The organism is Nonomuraea sp. NPDC003214 (assembly GCF_053590035.1).
On sequence record NZ_JBSFSX010000010.1, the window covers coordinates 73,193 to 88,414 of the forward strand.

18 protein-coding genes and 1 pseudogene are annotated in these 15,222 nt (G+C 71.5%); 8 read left to right on the forward strand and 11 right to left on the reverse strand.

Translation table 11 applies throughout. The features are described 5' to 3' along the window. Positions 1-121 precede the first annotated feature (121 nt). Positions 122-1,090: a CPBP family intramembrane glutamic endopeptidase gene (locus ACWDXC_RS30690; protein ID WP_449987463.1), complete on the reverse strand. Its 969-nt coding sequence runs from the start codon at positions 1,088-1,090 to the stop codon at positions 122-124. A gap of 101 nt (positions 1,091-1,191) precedes the next feature. On the opposite strand from ACWDXC_RS30690, the gene ACWDXC_RS30695 reads away from it, so the two are divergent. Beyond that, complete coding sequence (locus ACWDXC_RS30695; RefSeq protein ID WP_449987466.1) at positions 1,192-1,902, forward strand: hypothetical protein; 711 nt, start codon at positions 1,192-1,194, stop codon at positions 1,900-1,902. Beyond that, positions 1,899-2,441 carry a DUF6529 family protein gene (locus ACWDXC_RS30700; protein WP_449987469.1) on the forward strand — a complete coding sequence of 181 codons (543 nt, stop codon included), beginning with the start codon at positions 1,899-1,901 and terminating at the stop codon, positions 2,439-2,441. The genes ACWDXC_RS30695 and ACWDXC_RS30700 overlap by 4 nt, the downstream gene beginning before the upstream one ends. Here the strand turns inward: ACWDXC_RS30700 and ACWDXC_RS30705 are convergent. After that, positions 2,438-3,370, reverse strand: coding sequence for an HpcH/HpaI aldolase/citrate lyase family protein (locus tag ACWDXC_RS30705; protein ID WP_449987472.1), 933 nt, complete (start codon positions 3,368-3,370; stop codon positions 2,438-2,440). The two genes, ACWDXC_RS30700 and ACWDXC_RS30705, sit on opposite strands and share 4 nt — an antisense overlap. Before the next feature lie 61 nt (positions 3,371-3,431). On the opposite strand from ACWDXC_RS30705, the gene ACWDXC_RS30710 reads away from it, so the two are divergent. After that, the gene (locus ACWDXC_RS30710; protein ID WP_449987474.1) at positions 3,432-3,812 is read left to right on the forward strand and encodes a hypothetical protein; all 381 of its coding nucleotides are present in this window, start codon (positions 3,432-3,434) and stop codon (positions 3,810-3,812) included. A gap of 4 nt (positions 3,813-3,816) precedes the next feature. On the opposite strand, the gene ACWDXC_RS30715 is transcribed toward ACWDXC_RS30710, so the two are convergent. After that, entirely contained in the window at positions 3,817-4,764 is a 948-nt protein-coding gene (locus tag ACWDXC_RS30715) for an EamA family transporter (RefSeq protein ID WP_449987476.1), read from the reverse strand. 100 nt (positions 4,765-4,864) lie between these two features. Here ACWDXC_RS30715 and ACWDXC_RS30720 point away from each other — a divergent pair, with 100 nt between their 5' ends. Continuing rightward, positions 4,865-6,070 (forward strand): magnesium transporter MgtE N-terminal domain-containing protein, encoded by a 1,206-nt coding sequence (locus ACWDXC_RS30720; protein WP_449987479.1) that lies wholly within the window; start codon positions 4,865-4,867, stop codon positions 6,068-6,070. After that, a complete protein-coding gene (locus ACWDXC_RS30725) occupies positions 6,067-6,534 on the forward strand; it encodes a DUF1003 domain-containing protein (RefSeq protein WP_219504786.1) in 468 nt (155 codons plus the stop codon). The genes ACWDXC_RS30720 and ACWDXC_RS30725 overlap by 4 nt, the downstream gene beginning before the upstream one ends. Here the strand turns inward: ACWDXC_RS30725 and ACWDXC_RS30730 are convergent. Beyond that, the gene (locus ACWDXC_RS30730) at positions 6,518-6,973 is read right to left on the reverse strand and encodes a MarR family winged helix-turn-helix transcriptional regulator (protein WP_449987482.1); all 456 of its coding nucleotides are present in this window, start codon (positions 6,971-6,973) and stop codon (positions 6,518-6,520) included. The genes ACWDXC_RS30725 and ACWDXC_RS30730 overlap by 17 nt on opposite strands. A 169-nt stretch (positions 6,974-7,142) precedes the next feature. On the opposite strand from ACWDXC_RS30730, the gene ACWDXC_RS30735 reads away from it, so the two are divergent. Beyond that, complete coding sequence (locus ACWDXC_RS30735) at positions 7,143-8,282, forward strand: Mrp/NBP35 family ATP-binding protein (protein ID WP_449987485.1); 1,140 nt, start codon at positions 7,143-7,145, stop codon at positions 8,280-8,282. A gap of 43 nt (positions 8,283-8,325) precedes the next feature. On the opposite strand, the gene ACWDXC_RS30740 is transcribed toward ACWDXC_RS30735, so the two are convergent. From ACWDXC_RS30740 to sigE, 5 genes and pseudogenes are all read right to left on the reverse strand, one after another. After that, positions 8,326-8,679, reverse strand: coding sequence for a sec-independent translocase (locus ACWDXC_RS30740; protein WP_219504782.1), 354 nt, complete (start codon positions 8,677-8,679; stop codon positions 8,326-8,328). A gap of 89 nt (positions 8,680-8,768) precedes the next feature. After that, positions 8,769-10,442: a trypsin-like peptidase domain-containing protein gene (locus ACWDXC_RS30745; RefSeq protein ID WP_449987489.1), complete on the reverse strand. Its 1,674-nt coding sequence runs from the start codon at positions 10,440-10,442 to the stop codon at positions 8,769-8,771. A 164-nt stretch (positions 10,443-10,606) separates the two neighbouring features. Beyond that, positions 10,607-11,014, reverse strand: coding sequence for an anti-sigma factor family protein (locus tag ACWDXC_RS30750; protein WP_449988054.1), 408 nt, complete (start codon positions 11,012-11,014; stop codon positions 10,607-10,609). A 27-nt stretch (positions 11,015-11,041) separates the two neighbouring features. After that, positions 11,042-11,134: pseudogene (locus ACWDXC_RS30755) on the reverse strand (zf-HC2 domain-containing protein); the annotation flags it as partial. A gap of 1 nt (position 11,135) precedes the next feature. Next, positions 11,136-11,777 (reverse strand): RNA polymerase sigma factor SigE, encoded by a 642-nt coding sequence (gene sigE / locus ACWDXC_RS30760; protein WP_219504778.1) that lies wholly within the window; start codon positions 11,775-11,777, stop codon positions 11,136-11,138. Between the two features lie 161 nt (positions 11,778-11,938). Here sigE and ACWDXC_RS30765 point away from each other — a divergent pair, with 161 nt between their 5' ends. Then, positions 11,939-12,577, forward strand: coding sequence for an O-methyltransferase (locus ACWDXC_RS30765; RefSeq protein ID WP_219504775.1), 639 nt, complete (start codon positions 11,939-11,941; stop codon positions 12,575-12,577). Between the two features lie 24 nt (positions 12,578-12,601). On the opposite strand, the gene ACWDXC_RS30770 is transcribed toward ACWDXC_RS30765, so the two are convergent. Together ACWDXC_RS30770 and ACWDXC_RS30775 are read right to left on the reverse strand one after the other, a co-directional pair. After that, positions 12,602-14,011: a leucyl aminopeptidase gene (locus ACWDXC_RS30770; RefSeq protein WP_449987493.1), complete on the reverse strand. Its 1,410-nt coding sequence runs from the start codon at positions 14,009-14,011 to the stop codon at positions 12,602-12,604. 78 nt (positions 14,012-14,089) lie between these two features. After that, a complete protein-coding gene (locus ACWDXC_RS30775) occupies positions 14,090-14,257 on the reverse strand; it encodes a DUF3117 domain-containing protein (protein WP_020545024.1) in 168 nt (55 codons plus the stop codon). Positions 14,258-14,438: 181 nt separating this feature from the next. Here ACWDXC_RS30775 and ACWDXC_RS30780 point away from each other — a divergent pair, with 181 nt between their 5' ends. Next, positions 14,439-15,215, forward strand: a complete 777-nt coding sequence (locus tag ACWDXC_RS30780) for a PaaX family transcriptional regulator (RefSeq protein WP_449987496.1) — start codon at positions 14,439-14,441, stop codon at positions 15,213-15,215. Positions 15,216-15,222 lie beyond the last annotated feature (7 nt).

Consider the following 15,222-nt stretch of genomic DNA (forward strand, 5'->3'; position numbering starts at 1 on the left):
ACCCCGGGGGGCGCCGATGATCACTTCCGAATGACGCTCGCAACCCACGACATCCAGACCAGCATGCCGGAGCCGGAATGGCGAGACCTCTCTAGCGAGATTCCCGGCACCGCGCGGCGATTTATCCGGAATAAGCGCTGATTGACCGCTTTTTAGCGAGATAGAGCACGCCGATGGCGTACACCGCGAGCTGCACCAGCGACCCCGCGAGCGACTGCCACGGCACCTGGTCCTGCAACAGCGCGTCGTCGAGCTGCCCCGAGGCCGCGCTCAGCCCGAACGCCACCATGTTGTTCACCACGTGCAGCCCGATCGGCGCCTCCAGCCCGCCGGTCCGCACCGCCAGGAACCCCATGACCGCCCCGAACAGGAACACGTCCACCAGCCCCGCCGACGAGTAGCCGTGCATCCCCGCGAACACCGCCGAGCTGATCAGGATGCTCCACACCGGATTGCGCACGTGCGCCCCGAACGCCTGGAGGAACCAGCCGCGGAACACGTACTCCTCGGCGGCCGCCTGGAACGGCACCAGCAGCACGATGACGACGAGCGCCGGCAGGAAGTACGTCCACCCGACCCAGCCGAAGAAGTCGTCGACCGGCTCCCCCGTGATCGCGAGGGTGACGAGCTGGGCGGCCTGCCCGAGCACCAGCGCCAGCACGGCCAGCGCGGCGCAGCGCAGCATCCAGCCCCACCGCAGCCGCCCGGCGACGGAGGAGATCGTGCCCGGCCGCCGCCGCTGCACGAGCGCCACCGTGCCGAACACCACCGGCAGCACCACCGCCAGCGACAGCAGGAGCTGGGCCATGCCGAACACCGGGTCGCTGGAGATCTGCTCGGGGTTGGCGGGCGGCGGGATGCCGAGGATCGTGCCGAGCATCATCCCGGCGAGCAGCACGACGAACCCGACCGCGAAGAACCCGGCGGCGACCACGAGCGTGCCGACGACCTGCCGCCAGAGCTGCGCGGCGGGCGTGCGAGCCAGATGGTCGTAGCGGGCGCCGCGCGGTGTCGGCACGTACCAGGACGGCTGCGGCGGCGGGTACGGGTACGTGCCGTAGGAATGCGGTGGCCCAGGATTCTCCTGCATCTACAGAATCTTCCCAGCCTGTACGCAATAGTTCACAGACGGCGCGGCGATTTCGGCGGATGCTCAGGGACGTAGGTCATGTCGACCCTGGGAGCGCATCCATGTCAAGGCTGGGACCAGTCATCACCCTGACGGCGGGCGCCGTGCTCGCCGTGGGGCTGGGTGTCGCCAGCATCACGGCGACACCCGCGGCGGACACCCCCGCCGTAACCGGCGACAACGCCGCCAGGAACACCACCGGGACCAACGCGCCGGTGGCGGAGAACACGCCCGAGCCGAGCGCCACCCCCACGTTCGAGGAGTCCGTGCCCGCCGCGCCGAGGAGGGCCGACTACGCGGGCCGCGTCAAGGGCAACGGCGGCCTGATCGCGATCTCCGTCCGCGACGGCAAGGCCATCGCCTACTTCTGCGACGGCAGGACCGAGGTCTGGTTCAAGGGCGACGCGACCGGCGACGAGCTCGTGCTGAAGGGCTCCGGCGGGGCCAAGGTCGAGGCCGAGCTCGGCGACGGCAGGGCCACCGGCCGGGTGTCGATAGGCGGCAAGAGCTGGACCTTCGTGGCCCCGGTGGCGAAGAAGCCGTCCGGCCTGTACCGGGCCAGCGCCATCGTCAGAGGGGCCAGGATCCGCGCCGGCTGGATCGTGCTGCGCGATCCGCAGGGCGGGTTCACCCAGGTCGGCACCGCGTTCGCGGGCGACGAGCAGGTGCCGGTCCCCCGGCTGGACGGCGACGAGCCGACCGGCCCCGTCACCGTCGGCGGGACCACCGTCTACCCGGAGGACGTCGACGGCTTCATCGAGGAGATGCGATGACCGCCATCCAGCACCGCCCGGCCCGTGCCGCCGCGCTGCTCCTGCCGCTGCTCGCCGGCGGCCTGATCATGGTCGCGCTCGGCGTGTACGGCCGCGCGCACACCCCGACGGGCTTCGCCGTGGGCGTCGCGGGCTTCTCGGCCGCGCTGCCGATGAAGGTGTGGCTGACGACGGGCGCCACCGTGCTGGCGCTGGTGCAGGTCGTCTCCGCCCTGTCGCTGTGGGGCCGGCTCGGCGTCGACATCCCGGCGGGCGTGCACCGCTGGTCGGGCAGGCTGGCGTTCCTGCTCACGATCCCGGTCGCGTTCCACTGCCTGTACGCGCTCGGGCTGCAGTACGACGTGGCCAGGGTCGCCGTCCACTCGCTGCTCGGCTGCTTCTTCTACGGCGTGTTCGTGGCCAAGATGCTGTCGCTGCGCAGGGCCGACGCGCCGGGCTGGACGCTGCCGATGCTGGGCGGGCTGGCGTTCACCGCGCTGGTGGGGCTCTGGCTGACCTCGTCGTTCTGGTTCTTCACGACGATCGGGCTGAAGGTCTAGGGCTCGAACCGGGTCGTCCTGGTCAGCCCGGCGGCCCGGCCCTTGGCGGCCACGACCAGCGCCATCTTGCGCGACGCCTCGTCGATCATCTCGTCGCCGAGCATGACGGCGCCGCGCCGCTCCACGGTGGTGTAGTGCTCGTACGCCTCCAGGATGAGCTCGGCGTGGTCGTAGTCATCCTGCGACGGCGAGAACACCTCGTTGGCCGCCTCGATCTGCGACGGGTGCAGCACCCACTTGCCGTCGAAGCCGAGCGCCGCGGCCCGCCGCGCGACCCGCCGGTAGCCGTCGACGTCCCTGATCTGCAGGTAGGGCCCGTCGATCACCTGGAGGTCGTGCATCCGGGCGGCCATCAGCAGCCGCATCAGGATGTAGTGGTAGGCGTCGCCCTCCTCGTAGCCGGGCGGCTGCTCGCCCACGACGAGGGTGCGCATGTTGATCGAGGCCATGAAGTCGGCCGGCCCGAACACCAGCGTCTCCAGCCGCTTGGACGACCCGGCGATGGAGTCGGCGTTGACCAGCCCGCGGGCGTTCTCGATCTGCGCCTCGATGCCGATGCGGCCCACCTCGAAGCCCATCGTCTTCTCGATCTGGGTGAGCAGCGTGTCGAGCCAGACGATCTCGGTGGGGTCCTGGACCTTGGGCAGCATCAGGCAGTCGAGCTTGTCTCCGGCGCCTTCGACGATCTCGATGACGTCCCGGTACGTCCACTGCGTCGTCAGGTCGTTGACCCGCACGACCCGGGTCTTGCCGGTCCAGTCGCCCTCGCGCAGCGCGGCCACGATGTTGCGGCGCGCCTCCTCCTTGGCCAGGGGCGCGACGGCGTCCTCCAGGTCGAGGAACACCTCGTCGGCGGGCAGGCCCTGCGCCTTCTCCAGGAACCGGGGATTGCTGCCGGGCACCGCGAGGACCGAGCGACGTGAACGCATGCGCCCACGCTAGTGGCCCGTTCGGCCCTCCCGGAATCGGCCCCCCGGCTAAGGTCGAGCCGTGACCGACATCAACGGGGCCATCATCGAGGGCGCCAAGAAGTCCGGCGTCCTCTGGCTCTCTCTCGACCGTGCCCGGCTGGCCTGGCACACCTGGCACGACGGCGCCATCTACGTGGTGACGGGCGGCGAGGAGCAGTATCTGCCCGGCCTGGAGGGGCTGGGCAGTGTCTGGGTGACGCTGCGCAGCAAGGACAACGGCGCCAGGCTCGCCGAGTTCCAGGCCAGGATCGAGCTGGTCGATCAGGCCGCCGAGCCCGAGGCCGTCGCGGCGCTGGTCAAGGAGCGGCTCAACACGACCGACAGCGAGCATCTGGCCGAGCGGTGGGCGGCCGGCTCCTCGGTGCTGCGGCTGACGCCCAAGCCGGTGTGCACCTGCTGAGGCGTCAGGTGCGCACCGGTTCGGCGAGGCCGGTGGCGGGCGAGGGCTGAGCGCCCGCGGTGGCGGTCTGGGCGAGCAGCGCGCCCGACAGCACGAGGAGGCCGCCGATGATCTGGAAGACGCCCAGCGCCTCCCCGAGCAGCACCCAGGCCACGACGGCGCCGCCGATGACCTCCAGCGAGGCCACGGTGGCGCCCACGGCGGCCGACAGCCGGCGCACCGCGTTGACGCCCAGGATGTAGGCCGTCACGGTGGCGACGAGCACCATCCACAGATACGCGCCGAGCACCGGCAGCTCCGACGCCCCGGCGGCCGGGGTGGCGGCGGTGGCGAAGGCGCTCCACGGGATGTCCCAGGGCCGGGCGAACGGCAGCAGCACGACGGCGGCTCCGGTCATGCCCCAGGCGATCAGGCCGAGCGGGTCCACGTCGTCGCCGAAGCTATCGCTCATCAGGAAATATCCGGCGCAGCACGCCCCCGCGGCCAGCCCCAGCAACAGCCCCAGCGCGTCGAGCCGCAGCCCGTCCCAGAACTCGACCACGATGCCCAGCCCCAGCACGGCCGTCACCGCGCCCACGAACGCGGCCCTGGCGAGCCGTACCTTCCGCACGAACCGCACCCAGAGCACGACCATCACCGGCGCCATGAACTCCAGCAGCAGCGCGATGCCGACCGGCAGCCGGGTGATCGCCACGAAGTAGAGCGCCTGCACGCCCGCGACCGCGACGATCGCGTACGCCCCGAAGAACGGCAGGCGCGAGCGCGGGATGCGCAGCGCGGCCGGTTTGACCAGCGCGAGCACGGCGAGCAGGAGCAGCCCGGCGCCGGCCATGCGCGCCCATACGGCCTCGATGGGGGCGAGCCCGGCCGCGATGAGATATTTCGCCATCGGTCCGGAGAACGCGAAGCACACCGAGGACACGAAAGCGATCGCGAGTCCCGCATACCGCATGGGCGCACCACCAGGGAGGAGTAATCACCGTTCGAAACGTTTGATACTGACACGCCCGGGGTCCCCGGCGCAACGCCGGGCCCCTGTTAACGTGGCTGACGTGCAGATCTTCGTGGCACGACTGGCCGGCACCCCGGTCTTCGACCCCGCCGGCGACCAGATCGGCCGCATCCGCGACGTGGTGACCACCCTGCGGGGCAGCCGGCCGCCGAGCGCGCACGGCATGGTCGTGGAGGTCCAGCCGCGCCGCCGCGTCTTCCTGCCCATCACCCGCGTGCGCGGCATCGAGGCCGGCGCGGTGATCTTCACCGGGCGGATCAACATGCGCCGGTTCGAGCAGCGCGTCACGGAGACCCTGGTGATCGGCGAGATGCTGGACCTGACCGTCCGGGTGCGCGACGAGCAGATGACCGTCTACGACGTGGCCATGGCCGAGATCAAGCCGTCCACCTGGGAGATCACCAAGGTCGCCGTCTACAAGGGCAGGCGCAGGCGCGAGCCGAAGGTCGTCGGCTGGGACGAGGTGTCCGGGTTCGACATCCTGCAGAAGGACCAGGGGGCGGCCGGGCTGATCGCCTCGTTCGAGGAGATGCGGGCCGCCGACATGGCCAGCGCCCTGCACGACCTGCCCGGCAAGCGGCGCATCGAGATCGCCCGCGCGCTCGACGACGACCGGCTGGCCGACGTGCTGGAGGAGCTGCCGCCCGGCGACCAGATCGGCATCCTCGGCATGCTGGAGCCCGAGCGGGCCGCCGACGTGCTGGAGGAGATGAACCCGGACGACGCCGCCGACCTGCTCGGCGACCTGCCCGACCAGCAGGCGGCCGAGCTGCTGGCGCTGATGGAGCCCAAGGAGGCCGCCCCGGTGCGGCGGCTGCTCACCTACCCGCAGGACACCGCGGGTGGCATGATGACCAGCGAGCCGGTGATCCTGCCGCCGAGCGGCACCGTGGCCGAGGCGCTGGCGCACATCCGGCAGCACGACCTGACGCCCGCCGTGGCCGCCCAGGTCTACATCACCCGGCCGCCGAACGAGACGCCGACGGGCCCGTACCTGGGGGTGACGCACTTCCAGCGGCTGCTGCGCGACCCGCCGTCCACGCTGCTCGGCGCCGTCATCGACCCGTCGATCGACCCGATCAGGCCCGAGTTCACGCTGCCGGAGGTGGCCTTCTACCTGGCCAACTACAACCTGGTCGCGGCCCCGGTGGTCGACGAGCTGAACCGGCTCGTCGGCGCCGTCACCGTGGACGACGTGCTGGACCACCTGCTGCCGGAGGACTGGCGCGAGAGGCCGGAGCCGTGACGAGCGAGCGCCTCGACCAGCCCAGGGAGCTGCGCCGCTCGCTGCGCCCGCACTACGACCCCGAGGCGTTCGGGCGGCTGTCGGAGCGGATCGCGCGCTTCCTCGGCACCGCGCGGTTCCTGGTCTACATGACCGTGTTCGTGACGGTGTGGATCCTCTGGAACGTCGCCGCCCCGGACCGCCTGCAGTTCGACCCGTACCCGTTCATCTTCCTGACGCTCATGCTGTCGCTGCAGGCCTCGTACGCGGCGCCGCTGATCCTGCTGGCGCAGAACCGCCAGGACGACCGCGACCGCGTCCAGTACGAGCAGGACCGCGAGACCGCCGAGCGCAACCAGGCCGAGATCGAGTATCTGACCCGGGAGATCGCCGGGCTGCGGATGGCGCTGGGCGAGGTGACCACCCGCGACTACCTGCGCTCGGAGCTCCAGCGGCTGGCCGAGGACCTCAGGGAGCGCCCGTGAGCCGGTCGAGCAGGCCGCGCACCTGGGCCAGGTCGCCGGGCGTGAGCCGGTCCAGGAACATCGCCCGCACGCCCCGCCGGTAGGTGGGCGTGGCCTCCGCCAGCCGCTCCACGCCGGCCTGCGTCAGCACCGCGAACAGCCCGCGCGCGTCGTCGGCGCACGCCTCGCGCGTCACCAGCCCGTCACGCTGCAACCGGTCGATCAACCGGGTCAGCCCGCTGCGCGACAGCAGCACCCGGCCCGCCAGGTCGTTCATCCGCAGCCGCCGCCCCGGCGCCTCGGCCAAGTGCGTCAGCACGTCGAACGAGGCCAGCGGCAGGTCGTGGCCGTCGAGCAGCTCGGCCTCCAGGTGACGGGTGATGCCCACCTGGGCGCGCTGCAGACCGCGCCAGACCGCCAGCTCCCCGGCGGTGAGCCCCTCGTCGGGCAGAACAGTCACGGAGTAACCTTAGAACGTTGCACAAACACCTAAAACCGCGCTGGATTAACGGGACGGCCCGCCTGGTTCATACCATGGAGGGGCATCCTCACTGGCGTGCAGGCGCCTGTCACACATATACCGGCAAAGGAGGGACGGCACCCTCGTTCGCGGGCGTGCCGAGACTTCGATGGCACCAACCCAGGAACAGGTGACGGCCGCCCTCGCCACCGTCATCGACCCCGAGATCCGCCGCCCGATCACCGACCTCGGCATGGTCAAGGGCATCGACATCGCCGCAGACGGCAAGGTGCGGGTCGGCGTCTACCTCACGGTGGCCGGGTGTCCGATGAAGGACACCATCCGGCGCGACGTCACCACGTCCGTCGCCAAGCTCGACGGCGTCACCGGCGTCGAGATCGAGCTCGACGTGATGAGCGCCGAGCAGCGCAAGGCGTTGCAGACCACGCTGCGCGGCGACCGGGGGCCGGAGAAGGAGATCCCCTTCAACCAGCCCGGCTCGCTGACCCGCGTGTTCGCGGTGGCCAGCGGCAAGGGCGGCGTCGGCAAGTCGTCCGTGACCGTCAACCTGGCCGCCGCCATGGCCTCCAGCGGCCTCAAGGTCGGCATCGTCGACGCCGACATCTACGGCCACAGCGTCCCGCGCATGCTGGGCGCCGCCGAGCGGCCCACCAAGGTCGAAGACATGATCATGCCGCCGGTGGCGCATGACATCAAGGTCATCTCGGTCGGCATGTTCAAGCCCGAGGGCAACACGCCGGTCGTGTGGCGTGGGCCGATGCTCGACCGGGCGCTGCACCAGTTCCTCGCCGACGTCTACTGGGGCGACCTCGACGTCCTGCTCCTCGACCTGCCGCCCGGCACCGGCGACATCGCCATCTCGGTGGCCCAGCGCCTGCCGGGGGCCGAGATCCTGGTCGTCACCACGCCGCAGATGGCCGCCGCCGAGGTGGCCGAGCGGGCCGGGTCCATCGCGGCCCAGACCCACCAGCAGATCGCCGGCGTCATCGAGAACATGGCCTGGCTGCCCTGCCCCCACTGCGACGAGCGCATCGCGGTCTTCGGCGAGGGCGGCGGCCAGACGGTCGCCGACGCGCTGACCCGCACGCTCGGCGCCCGGGTGCCGCTGCTCGGCCAGGTGCCGATCGACCTGCGGCTGCGCGAGGGCGGCGACGAGGGCAAGCCGCTCGTCCTCACCGACCCCGACTCGCCCGCCGCCGCCGAGCTCCGCTCGATCGCCGCGGGCCTGAGCAAGCGCGGCTCCAGCCTCAAGGGCATGCAGCTCGGCCTGTCACCCAACCGGGGCTGACACGATTCGCGATCACGGCGGGCCCACCACGCGGGTGGGCCCGTCAGGTCGCCTCGGTGTCGTACGGGGGGATCTCCCCCACGCCCAGCTCCTCCGCCATCGGCGCGGCGTAGGCGGGGGCGGGGTCCAGCGCGGGCTTGGCGTTCCAGTCGTCCTCGAGGTCGTCGAGCAGGTGCTTGCGCACGAAGTTGCGCGGGTTGAGGTCGGCCGGGTCGAAGTCCTTGAACTCCGGCCCCAGCCCGGCCCGCAGGTCGTCACGCGCGTTGTTGGCCATCTGCCGCAGGTTGCGCAGCGTCTTGCCGGCCTGTGCGGCCGCCTGGGGCAGCTTCTCCGGACCGAAGACCAGCAGCGCGATGACGATCAGCGCGCCGATCTCCAACCAGCCAAGTCCGAACACCTGAGCTCCTACCGGTCCATCCGCTCCGAGGACAAAACCCCCGGCCTATCCACAGAGTACGGGCTCCTGCGAAGCGGTCGGCACCCGCGTCAGGACGGGGTGGGCACGGGTTCCTCGTCGGCGCTGACCACGAGGGTCGCGATGTGCTCCTGGTCGTCGCGCTCGTACTTGATCTCGATCTTGGAGCCGGGGGCCTTGCTGCGGATCAGCGCGATGAGCTCGTTGCCGTCCTGCAGGCGCAGGCCGTCGACCTCCAGGATCACGTCGCCCGCCTTGAGGCCGGCCTTCTCGGCGGGGCCGCCGGCGTCGACCGGCGGGCGGCCGCTGCGGTTGCCGGAGGCGATGCGGACGCCCTCGCCCCGCCACTCGGGGTCGAGCACGATGCCGATCTTGGGCCGCTTGGCCTTGCCGGTGGTGACGAGCTCCTGCGCGACGCGGCGGGCCTGGTTGACCGGGATGGCGAAGCCGAGGCCGATGCTGCCGCTCTGGCTGGTGACCGACCGGCTCAGCGTGGCGATCGCCGAGTTGACGCCGACCACCTCGCCCCTGGCGTTGACCAGCGGGCCGCCGGAGTTGCCCGGGTTGATGGCGGCGTCGGTCTGGATGGCGCTGATGTAGGCGGGCTCCTCGCCCGTGGCGCCGCTCTCGTCGCCCGCGATGACGGGCCGGTTGAGCGAGCTGACGATGCCGGTGGTGACCGTGCCGGTCAGGCCCAGCGGCGAGCCGATCGCGATGACCGGGTCGCCCACGACGACCTCGTCGGAGTTGCCCAGCCGGATCTCCGGGGTGCCGAACGTCTCCTCCGGCTTGACCACGGCCAGGTCGGAGCCGGGGTCACGGCCGACGATGCGGGCCGTGGTGGTCTTGCGGTTGTTGAACTGGATCTTGATCTCGCCGCCCTTGGCCGCGAGCGCGACCACGTGGTTGTTGGTCACCACGTAGCCGTCCTTGATCAGAAAGCCGGAGCCCGAGGCGCCCTCGGTGTTGCCGACGTTGCCGACCTCCAGCGACACCACGCTGGGCAGCACCCGCGAGGCCACCCCGGCCACCGACTCGGGCGGCCTGTTGGTGTTGCCGGTGGGCGCGGCTCCGAGGTTGAAGCTCGGGTCGGTGCCGCTGCCCGGCCTGGTCAGCAGGTACGTGCCGACACTGCCGAGCAGGGAGGCCACCAGCGCGATGACGACGGCGAGCACGACCAGGAACGAGGTGCTGGGCCCGCGCCGGGGCAGCGCCATCGCGCCGCCGCCGAACCCGCCGGGAGGCGGCGCCCATCCGGCGCCCATGCCGAGCGCGCGCTGGGGCGGGGGCGGCGTGCCGTGCCGGCCGAACGCCGGGCCTTCGCCGCCGGGGTTGCCGAAGCCGAACGAGGGACCCTCGCCGCCGGGGCTGGCGAAGCCGTAGGAGGGGCTTTCGCCGCTGGGGCTGCTGAACCCGTAGGGCGGCCTCTCGGGGCCCGGAGGGGCGTAGGAGGGGCCTTCGCCGCCGGGGTTGCCGAAACCGAAGGAGGGGGTCTCGTAGGCGCGTGTGTCGCCCCTGACCCCCTCAGGCGAGCCGAACTCCGGTGAACCGGACTCCGGAGAGCCGAACGTGTGCGGCGGGGAGCCGTAGATCGTGGTGTCGCCGGGCTCGCCCGACGGTGCGCCCCAGCCCGGCTCGGGCCGCCGCTCCGGCTGCTCGCCGGCGGGCAGGAACTCCGGCCGCCCCTGTGGATCAGGGTTGTCCGACGGCGTGCGTCCATCGTCGGGGCGCGTCTCGTCGGTCATCTACTACTCACCACTCCTTGCTCGGACACCGCAATCATGGCGTGATCGGCATACGAGAGTCGTAAAGCAATTGTCAGCAAAATCGCCCGACAAATCCCGATCTCAGATCGTATGCCCACCACGCCATGGACTACGCCATCCCGAGTATCCCAGGAGCGAACCGGTCAAGGCGTGGGCGCGCTCGTCTGCGCGGTCGAGGGCGAGTTCTGCACCCGCTTGACGAGCTCGACCGGAGGCGCGGTGGTCTGGCCGCCACCCGACACGGCGAAGAACGTGCCGAGCGCCACGGCCGCCGAGACCACGCTGACGGCCACGTACGCGGTGCGCCGCCTACCGCCTCGGCCCGGCCCCGAAGAAGCGCCACCACTGGCGCCCCTGCGGGGCCTGTTGTCCAAAGGGGCGATGCTGTGCGGGCCCGGGATCGGCACACCTCCGAACGTCCGGGCCGGGAACGGCCGCTCGCGGGGCGGCAACGGGCCGCCCGGCTCGGCCATGCGCAGCAGCGACATGGTGAGGTCGGCCGGCATCGACGGGCCGTCGAGCGAGCGCAGGCGCGACTTCAGCGCCCGCACCGACTCGACCTCCCGCCTGCAGTCAGCACAGAATGTCAGATGCGCGAGCGCGCGCTCACGATCGGCGTGGCCGAGTTCTCCGTCGACCAGCGCGGATACGCGTTCTCCAAGATGAGCCATATCAGACTTCCTCCCCACGGGTAACGGTCGGGGGGAGTTGGGAATTACGGGGAGCCCGATGGTCGAGCGCCTCCCGCAACTGCGCCCGGCCACGATGAATGCGGCTCCGGACCGTGCCCAGCTTGACGCTGAGCGTGGCCGCGATCTCCTCATACGACAGGCCTTCGATGTCACACAGCACGATCGCGGCCCGGAACTCCGGGGCGAGCGCGTCGAGCGCGGCCTGGATGTCCGGCTCGAGGTGCGCGTCGTCGAACGCCTGCGCCGGCGACGGCTCGCGGCCACGGAGTCGCTCCGCCGCGTCGTCGGCCAGCCCCTCGAACCTGATGCGCTGCTTGCGCCGCGCCATGTCGAGGAACAGGTTGGTCGTGATCCGGTGCAGCCAGCCTTCGAACGTGCCCGGGGTGTAACTCGACAGCGACCTGAAGACGCGGACGAAGACCTCCTGGGTGAGGTCCTCGGCGTCGTGGACGTTGCCGGTCAGGCGGTAAGCCAGGCGATAGACGCGTGCGGAATGCGTCCGCACTACTTCCTCCCATGTGGGGGGAGTCCAGTCGGATTCGGACATGCTCGTCGGAGTCTCGGCCTGGTGGTCACTTTCGTCCACCAGAACTCCTCTCTTTGGGACCACCGCTACCGCCATAGTGCCTGGTTTTGTCCCTTCATGCGCACTGGCTGCCTTCAGGACCGGCAAAGCCCGTTTAAACCTGCAACGCCTCGGGGGCCTCCTGAGTTCCCGTCCCGGCGTGTCTCCCCTAGGCTGCGATCGGTGACCAATCGCACGAAAGTGGGGGGAGGAGGCCGATGACCAGTCCGGTAGAGGCCACTCTGGCCTATGCGGAGCAGTTCCATCAGGAAGATGAGATCTTGCACGCGGCGCGGCAGCGCGGGCTGGAGATGGGCGCCACGCCCATCCTTCCCGGCGGCGGCGCGGCGTTGTGCTTCCTCGCCACGGCGGTCAACGCCAAGTCGGTCGTCGAGGTCGGCACCGGCTGCGGCGTCTCGGGGCTCTGGCTGCTGCGCGGCATGCGCTCCGACGGCACGCTGACCAGCGTCGACGTCGAGCCCGAGCACCAGCGGCTGGCCCGGCAGGCGTTCGCCGAGGCCGGGTTCTCCGGCGGCCGGGTGCGGCTGATCGCCGGCCGCGCGCTCGACGTGCTGCCCCGCCTGTCCGACGGCGGCTACGACCTGGTCTTCGCCGACGCCGCCAAGCAGGAGTACGCCGACTACCTGGCCGAGGCGGTGCGCCTGCTACGCGTGGGCGGCATCGTCGCCTTCGACAACGTGCTGTGGCACAACCGGGTCGCCGACCCCGCCCAGCGTGACCCCGACACGGTCTCACTGCGCGAGCTGGGCAAGCTGGTGCAGACCGACGACCGGCTGCGCTCGGTGCTCATGCCGCTCGGCGACGGCCTGCTCGCCGCCATCAAGATCGCCGACTAGCCCGTACGCGCTCCGTACGGGCCGTCAGGAGCGGGTCAGCCACTCCAGGAGCACCCGCACGCCGAAGCCCGTGGCGCCCTTGGTCAGCACGCCCTCGTCGACCGTGCTGCGCCCCACGCCCGCGATGTCCAGGTGGGCCCACGGCCGCTTCCCGGCGAACTCCCGCAGGAACAGCGCCGCCGTGATCGACCCGGCCCCGTAGGTGGAGCCGACCTCGATGTTGGCCAGGTCCGCCACCGACGAGCGCAGCCCGTCGGCGTAGTCGTCGATCAGCGGCAGCCGCCACAGCCTGTCGTCGCTCTCCCGCCCGGCCGCCACGAGCTGGCCGGCCAGCTCGTCGTCGGTGGCGTAGAGGCCGCCGACGTTGCGCCCGAGCGCCACGCTCATCGCACCGGTCAGCGTGGCGATGTCGACGACCACGTCGGGGTCGAGCTCGGCGTCGGCGTAGGCGAGCGCGTCGGCCAGCACCAGCCTGCCCTCGGCGTCGGTGTTGAGCACCTCGACCGTGCGGCCGCCGTACTGCCTGATGACGTCGCTGGGCCGCTGGGCGGTGCCGGACGGCATGTTCTCGGCGGCGGCGATCAGGCCGGTGACGCGCACGGGCGCGCCCAGCCGGGCCAGCGCGCCGAGGACGGCGATCACCACGGCGCCGCCCGCCATGTCGGTCTTCTGCGTCTTCATGTTGTCGGTCGGCTTCAGCGACAGGCCGCCCGAGTCGAACGTGATGCCCTTGCCCACCAGCACGACGTGCCGCGCGGCCGGCTCGGCGGGCGTGTAGGAGAGCTGGATGAGCCGCGGCGGGCTGGCCGAGCCCTGGCCGACCCCCAGGATGCCGCCGAACCCCTCGGCCCGCAGCGCCTCCTCGTCCCACACGCGCACCGGCAGGCCCTGCTCGGCGGCGCGGTCGGCGAGCCAGGCCGGGTTCTTCACCGACGACGGCGTGTTGGCCAGGTCGCGGGCGAGCGCCACGGCCCGCGCCACGCTCTCGCCGCGCCGCACCTGGCCCTCGTCGGCGCCCGCGAACGTCAGCGCCGCCACCGGCTGCCTGCCCGGCGCGCCGATCTTGAAGGAGTAGGCCGCCAGCAGCGCGGCCTCGGCGAACGCCGTCACGTCGCCCTCGGGCGTCAGCACCACGAGCTCGTCCTGGCCGCGCACGCGGCGGGTCAGCGTGGCCGCGGCCTTGCTCAGGGCGCGCGGCGAACCGTCGCCCACGCCGTAGAGGAGCACGCGGCCGACGCCGTCGCCGCGCGCTACGGGAACCTCGACGATCTCGCCGGCCTCGCCCTTGGCCTCGTAGTGGGCGAACAGCCCCGCGACCGGCACGCGCAGGTCGACCACGGCCGGCGGGTCCAGGTCCGCCGAGTACGGGACGGCCAGCAGCGCGGCGTCCGCGGGAACCTCGGCGACCACCGACGCAGCGGTCTCAATGGGCACGTTCGCTCTCCTCCAACGTCAGCGACCCTGGCGACGGGCGTACGCCAGGGTCGTGGGTCAAACCTGTCCCGGGATCTCTCAGCCGACGACGTTCTTCAACGCCTCGCCGAGGGCCTTCGCCTCGTCGGCGGAGATCTCCACGACGAGCCGGCCGCCGCCCTCCAGGGGGACCCGCATGACAATGCCGCGCCCTTCCTTGGTGACCTCGAGCGGACCATCGCCGGTCCGCGGCTTCATCGCCGCCATGCGTGCATCCCTTCCTGCCTTGGGCTCCCGCGGCCCGCGATTTCCGACCGCCCGTGGGGGGTGGTCGGCGCATTCACGTCTTCTGTGATGTCCTATTCTCCCGCATCGAGAGCCCTCATGGGTAACGATCTCCTCCCAGAATGCGTTGTCCAGGGGGGCGAAGGCGGCCAAACTGGACTTCGTGCATGCACGCGCCGCCCTGTTCGACCTGTATGGAGACCACCTGCGCTCACGCGGTGGGCAGGCGTCCGTGGCCGCTCTCGTCCGCCTCATGCGACCGCTGGAAATCGCCGCTCCCGCCGTGCGTACCGCCGTTTCGCGCATGGTCAGGCAGGGCTGGCTGCGGCCGGTCAAACTGCCCCAGGGACCCGGGTACGGGCTCACTCCGAAGTGCGTCAGACGGCTGGACGAGGCGGCGCTGAGAATTTACCGAGCCGGGACGGTGACCTGGCACGGCCGCTGGCACGTGATCGTTTTCGGCTCCGTGAGAGACCGGGCGCGCCGCGAGCGGATCAGGGCCGAGCTGACGTTCCTCGGCTACGCCGCGCTGTCCGAGACGACGTGGATCGGCCCGCACTCCTCCGCCGAACTGGACAACCTGCTGGACGCCGAGGGCGTGCGCGCCGACCGGTTCGACGCCGCGCTCGAAGGCGACCCGTGCGAGCTGGTCTCCCGCGCCTGGGATCTGACCGCCATCGGCGAGGCGTACGAGCAATGGCACGCCGAGGCTGTCACGCTGATCAGCGCCCTGCCCGACGGGGCCCCGCCCGACCGGGTGTTCGCGACCAGGAGCAGGCTCGTGCACGGATGGCGCAACTTCCTGTTCCGCGACCCCGGCCTGCCGCCCGAACTGCTGCCGGCCGGCTGGCCGGGCGAGAAGGCCCGCGCCTACTTCGAGCAGGAGGCCGCCCGGCTGCTGCCCACGGCCGCCGCGTTCGTCGACAGGGAGATGCATTGACCGCCGC